This window comes from Streptomyces sp. NPDC051211 (genome assembly GCF_040689505.1).
Lineage (GTDB): Bacteria > Actinomycetota > Actinomycetes > Streptomycetales > Streptomycetaceae > Streptomyces.
Map to the genome: position 1 here is coordinate 24,719 of NZ_JBFBAV010000046.1, position 7,641 is coordinate 32,359.

A 7,641-nucleotide genomic window follows, 5' to 3' on the forward strand; every position below is an offset into this window, starting at 1 on the left:
GCAGATTTCCTTACCGGGGCCGCCTTCATCATCGCCACCCCACCCGTTCCTTGACCAGTTCGCCGCAGCCCGCGACGGTGCCCGCCCGTCCCGTCGACAGGACACCGGACGGGCGGACGAAGGCTCCCGCCAGGCAGTCCGACAGGACATATATAGATGGTTCGTAGAACCGAATGTCACATTGGGTTGTGTACGTAAGTGGCCGTATGAACTGAGGTGCTGTCGTGGGTACGCGGAACCCCGAGAACGTTGTGATCGTCGGTGGCGGAGTCGCAGGCTGGATGACCGCTTCCTATGTCAAAGCCGCATTCGGAGACCGGATTTCCGTCACACTGATCGAGAACGGATCCGGTGATGCCGGCCCCCTGCCCGACGAGACGACCTTCAGCGATATCGGGCGGTTCTTCGATTTCCTCGGCCTCGCCGAAGAGGACTGGATGCCGGCCTGCAATGCCGCGTACAAACTGGCCGTCCGGGTCCAGGACTGGAACCGTCCCGGGCAGCACTTCTACCACCCGTTCGAGCAGACCCCGTCGGCCGACGGCTTTCCGCTGACGGAATGGTGGCTGCACAACGGGCCGAGCGGCCGGTTCGACCGGGACTGCTTCGTGGTGGCCTCGCTGTGCGACGCGGGACGCAGCCCGCGGCACCTCGACGGCTCGCCGACCGCCGGCCCCGGCCGGGACGGCACGGGCGGCGGGCACCTCCCCTACGCCTACCACCTCGATGCCGCGCTGCTCGCCGAATACCTCGGCGGGTACGCCCTGGACCGCGGCGTGCGCTGCCTCGTCGACGAGGTCGCGGAGGTGCGCCTGGACGAGCGCGGCTGGATCGGCCACCTGGTCACCAGGGAGCACGGGGAGGTCCACGGCGACCTGTTCATCGACTGCACCGGCTTCCAGGGCCTGCTGATCAACCGGGCCCTGCGCGTCCCCTTCGTCTCCTACCAGGGCGTGCTGCCCAACGACAGCGTGGTCGCACTCCAGGTCCCCGCGGACATGAGGGCGCGCGGGATCGCCCCCTACACCACGGCGACCGCCCGCAGCGCGGGCTGGATCTGGACGATTCCGCTGGTCAGCCGGCTCGGCACGGGCTACGTCTACGCCCGGGACTACTGCACCGCGGAGGAGGCCGAGCGGGCCCTGCGCGCCTTCGTGGGCCCGGAGGCGGCCGAGGTGGAGGCCGTGCACGGCACGCTCCGGTTCGGCCGCAGCCGGCAGGCGTGGAAGAACAACTGCGTGGCCGTCGGCGCCTCGGCCTCCTTCGTGGAACCGCTCGCCACCTCGGGGGCCTCGTTCGTCCACCACGCGGTCGAGGAGCTGGTCCGGAACTTCCCGTCGGCCGACTGGCAGCCGGAGCTGCGCGAGGCCTACAACGCCTCGGTGGCCCGGGTGACGGACGATGCCCGGGACTTCCTGGCGCTGCACTACCGGGGCGCGGCGCGGGAGGACTCGCAGTACTGGCGGGACACCAAGACCCGGTCCCTGCCCCGGGCGCTGGCCGAGCGCATCGAGGGGTGGCGGGTGCGGATGCCGGACGCGGCGGACGGCGGCCCCGCGGCCCGTCCCCGGCTGACCCCGGATTCGTACGCCTGCATCCTGCTCGGCACCGGCGCCATGCCGCTGCGGGCGTCGTCGGCGGTGTCCCTGGCCGACGAGGAGGCCGCACGCCGTCAGTTCGCCGAGGTCAGGGACACCGCGCGGGCCCTGGTCGACGCGCTGCCCACGCAGTACGAGTACTTCGCCCAGCTGGGGGTGTCGGTCTAACCGGACCGGGAGGGCCATGGCCGGCCGGAGGGGCGGTGCAGCACGGGGTCGGCGCTCAGGATGGCCTGGTGCACCTCGCGCAGCAGCGGCCCCGGCTCCAGGCCGAGGTCGCCGGCGAGCATCCGCCGGCCGCTGTCGTACAGCGCCAGGGCCTCGGCCTGCCGGTCGCACCGGTACAGCGCCGTCATCAGCTGGGCGCGGAAACGTTCGTGCAGCGGGTACTGGCCGACCAGCCGGGTCAGCTCGGGCAGCACCTGCTGGTGCATGCCGACCGCGAGGTCCGCCTCGATGCGGCTCGCCAGCGCCGAGATCCGGGCCTCCTCGATGGGCGGCCCCTCGGAGGCGGCCAGCTGCTCCGAGACATCGGCCAGCACCGGCCCCCGCCACAGCGCCAGGGCCGCCCGCAGCAGTCCGGAGGCCTCCGGATACCGCCCGGCGACCAGCTCCAACTGACCCCGCAGGGCGAGTTTCCGGAATTCGGCGAGATCGAAGGAAGCGGCCCCGATCTCCATCAGATATCCGTGCGGACCGCGGTTGATGACCGCCCGCGGGCCGAGCGTCCGGCGAATCCGCGATACGTAGGTGTAGATCTGCGCGTTCAGCGTCCGCGGCGGACGCTCCCCCCACAGGAACCGGCTCAGTTCCGTGTCCGGAAGGAAAGAGCCTTCGGCGATGAGCAGGGCCGCCAGAACCGTTCGCTGCTTGGGCCCGTCCAGCGGAATATCGGCGCCGCCGTCCCGCACTTCCACGGGTCCCAGAATCCCGTACTCCATCGAAATACCCTCGCAGATCCGCATTGACGTCTTATGAGATAAGCCCGGGAATCCGCCGGTGTCCATGCGGTGACGGGGCTTGGCGGGTTCTGTCCTGTCGACGGGACGGAACCGGCCGGTCCTCTCGCCGGGCAGCCCTCCGGGGTGCCGGGGGCGCCGCGAAAGGAGCTTGACTCCGATGGCGCGTTCGCATGAGGGTGTGGGCGTCGTGAGGGGCCGGATTACCCGACTTGCACTGACGACTTCGCGCCAGGGGGGAGCGTAAGGTTCATTCGGACAGCTTTGCTGTCGATCTTCAGATCGCGGAATTTGTTGATGCCGTGCGCCGTGGTGTGACCCGCGCCGGTGTGCCGAACCGCCGTCTTCCCGTACAGAAAACCTTCGCCGGAGCGAGGAGTAGCCAGCAGATGCTGCCGTTGGAAAGCCAGGAACTGGTCCCCGAAAGCCCCTACATCTGGCGCGCGAAGCGCCAGGAACAGACCCACCGGCTGATCTGCTTCCCGCACGCGGGCGCCGGTGCGGCCGCCTACGCCGACTGGGTCGGACTGCTCCCGCCGCAGATCGAGCTGATCGCCGTGCAGCTGCCGGGCCGTCAGAACCGTATCGCGGAGGACCCGTTCACCGAGGTCGCACCGCTCGTCAACGTGCTCAGCCACGCGCTGCGCCCGGTGTTCGACGGCCCGTTCTCCTTCTTCGGGCACTCCGGCGGCGCCTCGCTCGCCTACGAGCTGACCAAGGCGCTGCGGGCGCGCGGCGGCCGCGGACCGGAGCAGCTGTTCCTGTCGGCGCAGCCGGCCCCGGGGGAGAGCGGCCTGCGTCGATTGCACGACCTCTCCGACGAGGACCTCGCGGCCGAGATCGTCGCCCTCGGCGGCCTCGACCCCGAGATCGCCGAGGACGAGGACGTCATGGATTCCCTCCTCTTCACGCTCCGCGCGGACTTCGCCCTCTGGGAGCAGCACGAGCCGGCCGTCGACGCCGCCCCGCTGGACATCCCGATCACCGTCCTCACCGGCAAGGAGGACCCGCGGGCGCCGCTCGAACACGTCGAGCGCTGGCGGGACTTCACCACCGCCGAGTTCGGCACCGAGCTCTACCCCGGCGGCCACTTCTACTTCCTCGAATCGCCGGCCGACGTGGTCTCGGTCATCAGCAGCAAGATCCTGAACACCCACGGGAGGACCGCATGACCGCCCCCGAGCTGCTCGGCGACGAGGCTCTCGCCGCCCTCACCGCCGCGGCCAAGGACGTCCCCGGAGTCTTCGACGCGGTAGCCGTCGCCCGCAAGGTGCGGGCCTCCGAGCCGGCTGCGGCACAGCCCGCCCCGGCCGCGGCCCCGGGCCCGGCCCCGGTGCGGCAGCCCGACCCGGCGCCGGTGGCGGACACCGCCCCCGCCGCGGCGGACGAGCTGCCGGCCGGCCCGGCCGCCGACCTCTACGGCGGCGACCTGATCGTTCCCGCCGGCGCCCCGGCCACCCTGCAGGAAGCCCTGCGCGCGGCGGCCGAGCAGGCCCCCGGCAAGGGCACCGTCTACCTGCGGGCCGGCGAGGAGGACGTCTTCCAGACCTACGCCGAGCTGCTCGCCTCGGCCGAGCGGGTGCTGGCCGGCTTCCGCGCGGCCGGCCTGAAGCCGGGCGACGCCGCGCTGTTCGTGTTCGACGACAACCGCGGCTACCTGACCGCCTTCTGGGCCTGCGTGCTCGGCGGCTTCGTGCCGACCCCGGTCGCCGTGGCCACCTCCTACACCACCCCGAACGAGGTCAACCGCAAGCTGCTGGGTGCCTGGAACCTGCTCGGCCGGCCGGTGCTCGTCACCGACGCGGCCACCGCGGGCGCGCTGGCCGGCGTACGCGAGCTCTGGAACGAGCCGGACGTCCGCATCCTGACGGCCGAGGACCTCGCCGGCCACGAGCCCGACCACGACTGGTTCCCCGCGACCGCCGACTCCCCGGTGCTCAACCTGCTCACCTCGGGCAGCACCGGCGTCCCCAAGTGCGTGCAGCACACCAACGCGAGCGTCGTGGCCCGCTCCCACTCGGTCATCCGGCACTGCGGGCTCACCAGCGAGGACGTCAGCCTCATCTGGATGCCCTTCGACCACGTCACGGTCGCCTACTACAACGTCCGCGACGTGTTCCTGCAGTGCATGCACGTCAACGCCAAGATCAACCACTTCCTCGCCGACCCGCTGCAGTGGCTCGACTGGATCGAGCGCTACCGCGCCACCAACGTCTGGGCGCCGAACTTCGCCTTCGCGCTGATCAACGAGCGCGCGGACGAGATCCGGGCCGGCTCCTGGGACCTCTCCAGCCTGCGGGAGATCTCCGACGCCGGCGAGCCGGTCGTCGCGGCGACCAGCCACCGCTTCCTGGAGCTGCTGGCCCCGCACGGGCTGCCGGCCGACGCGATCGTCCCCTGCTGGGGCATGTCCGAGACCTGCTCCGGCGTCACCTACACCCGGCAGAGCCGCGAGGACCGCACAGCCGGCACCGTCGCGATCGACCCGGCCTCGCTCCAGGGGAACGTACGCCACCTCGACCCCGGCCACGAGGACGCGGTCGTGCTGTCCCGGGTCGGCCGGCCGATCCCCGGCGTGCGGATCCGCATCGTCGACGACAACGGAGCCGTGCTCCCCGAGGGGCGGATGGGCGAGCTCGCCATCACCGGCCCCACGATCATGCGCGGCTACTTCGCCAACGAGGAGGCCAACCGCGAGGCCTACGACTCCGAGGGCTGGTTCCGCACCGGCGACCTGGCCTTCGTCCACGACGGCGAGGTCGTCATCGCGGGCCGCAAGAAGGACCAGATCATCGTCCGCGGCATCAACTACATGGCCCACGAGCTGGAGAGCGTCGTCGAGCGGGTCGACGGGGTGCGGGTGACCTTCTCCGCCGCCGTCGGCGTCCGCGAGCCCGGCGCCGGCTCCGACGACCTGGCGGTCTTCTTCGTCCCGACCGGCTGGGACGCCGACACGCTGGACCGGACCGCCGCCGAGGTGCGCGCCATCCTGGTCCGCGAGGCCGGCGTCTCGCCCGACCTGATCATCCCCGTCACCGAGGCGGAGTTCCCCAAGACGGGCAGCGGCAAGGTCCAGCGGGCCGCGCTGGTCACCGCGCTGCGCGCCGGTGCGTTCGCCGACCGGCTGGCCGCCGCCTCCGGGTCCGCCGCCGAGGAGGAGGGCGAGGACACCTGGCTGTTCGGCCGGCAGTGGGTGCAGCTGCCCGAACCGGCGGCCGCCACGGCCGCCGCGGCCCCCGCGGCCCCCGAGAACGCAGACTCCGCGGCCGCCGCCGCATCCGGTGTGACGCTCGCGCTCGGCGCCGACCTGGACGTCAAGTGGCTGGACCTCCAGGGGCAGGTCGTCGCGGCCCGCCGCGGTGCGGTCTACGCCGAGGACGGCCCGGACCGCTACCGCGTCCGCGCCACGGACCGCACCGACCTGCGCCGGCTGCTGACCGAGGTGACCTCCCGGCACGGCGAGATCGGCACGGTCGTGCTGACCCTGCCGGTGATGAGCCGCTCCGGTGCCGCCGCCGACCGGCTGGCCGCCGCCACCGAGGAGTTCACCGCCCTCGTCTCGGTGCTCGCCGACGGCGAGTTCGGCCGCCCGCTGCTGCTGGTCGTCACCTCGGGCGCGGTGTACGTCCAGCAGGGCGACACCGTCGACCTGGGCTCCTGTGCCCTGCCCGGACTCGTCCGAACCGCCGTCAGCGAGGCCGCCCCGCTGGCCGTCCGGCAGCTCGACCTCACGCCCTGCCCGATCGACTGGGCCGCCGCCGTGCGCACCGAGCTCGCCGACCGGACCCGTACCGGCGTCGTCGCCTCGCGCGACGGCAAGCGCTGGCAGCCCAAGCTCGTCCCGGTCCCCGAGGACGAGGGCGCGGGCCTCGCCTCGCAGCCCGTGGTCCCGGGCGGGCTGTACCTGATCACCGGCGGCCTCGGCGGCATCGCCCACGACATCGCCGGCTACCTGGTCGCGAGCTTCGGCATCCGGCTGCTGCTGGTGGGCCGCTCGCCCGCCGAGGGCGAGAAGGCCGCCCGGCTCGCCGAACTGTCCGGCCTCGGCCAGGTCGCGTACGAGCAGCTCGACGTCGCCGACGAGGACGCCCTGGAGGCCGCCGTCGCCGCGGCGGAGGCCCGCTGGGGCCGCCCGCTGGACGGCGTCCTGCACCTCGCGGCCGCCGACCCCACCGGCCAGTGGTCCGAGCTGGAGAAGCACACCCTGGCCCGGGAGACCCGCGAGACCTTCGACCGGCAGTACGGCGCCAAGGTCGCCGGCACGCTGGCCGTCGCGAAGGCGCTGGAAAGCCGGCCGAACGCCTCCCTGGTCCTCTTCGGCTCCGTCAACGGCGAATTCGGCGGCCATTCCTTCGGCGCCTATTCCGCCGCGAACAGCTTCCTCGTCGGATTCGCCGACCACTGGCGCCACGAGCGCAAGCGCACGGTGCACTGCCTCGCCTGGAGCATGTGGACCGGCGTGGGCATGAACAAGTCCCAGTCCTCGGCGGCCGCCGAGCACCGCGGATTCCGCTCCATCGACCAGGAGAGCGGCCTGCGCCTCTTCCTGGACGCGGTGGCCTCGGACCACCACTACCTGGTGGTCGGGCTCGACCTGAAGAATCCGTCGATCGTCGAGGAACTCGTCCCGCAGACATTGCGGGTGAGTGAAATCCTCATCGCCTACATATCCGATGTGACGGACCAGGATTCCGTGCGTGCCGCCATCGCGGAAAGTGTGCAAAGCTCCTCGGTACCGGTTCGGATCGTCGCAGTGCCCCGCATCCCGAGGGACGCCTACGGTGCGGTGGACGCCGCCCAGCTGCTGCACGACGCCGCAGCGGACAAGCCGAGCCGCACGTACACCGCACCCGCCACCGAGTTGGAGCGCAACCTCGCTCTGATCTGGTCCGATGCGCTCAACCGACCGGAAGTCGGCAGGGACGATTCCTTCTTCGAACTCGGCGGGAATTCGCTGCGCGCCACCCGCCTGCTGGCACTCGTCGACAACAAGCTCGGATTCCGGGTCACCACCCAGGAGCTGTACGAACTGCCGACCGTGGCCGGCATGGCCGCAATCATCAACGAAAAACGGGCTGACTGAT

Annotated in this window: 4 protein-coding genes; 3 read left to right on the forward strand and 1 reads right to left on the reverse strand. The window is 71.7% G+C overall.

Annotated elements, in window-relative coordinates:
• Positions 1-251 precede the first annotated feature (251 nt).
• Complete coding sequence (locus tag AB0447_RS30740) at positions 252-1,766, forward strand: tryptophan halogenase family protein (protein WP_366480127.1); 1,515 nt, start codon at positions 252-254, stop codon at positions 1,764-1,766.
• Here the strand turns inward: AB0447_RS30740 and AB0447_RS30745 are convergent.
• A complete protein-coding gene (locus tag AB0447_RS30745; RefSeq protein WP_366480116.1) occupies positions 1,763-2,539 on the reverse strand; it encodes an AfsR/SARP family transcriptional regulator in 777 nt (258 codons plus the stop codon). The two genes, AB0447_RS30740 and AB0447_RS30745, sit on opposite strands and share 4 nt — an antisense overlap.
• Positions 2,540-2,946: 407 nt before the next feature.
• Here AB0447_RS30745 and AB0447_RS30750 point away from each other — a divergent pair, with 407 nt between their 5' ends.
• Together AB0447_RS30750 and AB0447_RS30755 are read left to right on the forward strand one after the other, a co-directional pair.
• The gene (locus tag AB0447_RS30750) at positions 2,947-3,729 is read left to right on the forward strand and encodes an alpha/beta fold hydrolase (RefSeq protein ID WP_366480118.1); all 783 of its coding nucleotides are present in this window, start codon (positions 2,947-2,949) and stop codon (positions 3,727-3,729) included.
• Positions 3,726-7,640: an SDR family NAD(P)-dependent oxidoreductase gene (locus AB0447_RS30755; protein WP_366480119.1), complete on the forward strand. Its 3,915-nt coding sequence runs from the start codon at positions 3,726-3,728 to the stop codon at positions 7,638-7,640. Before AB0447_RS30750 ends, AB0447_RS30755 begins: the two co-directional genes overlap by 4 nt.
• Position 7,641: the final 1 nt, after the last annotated feature.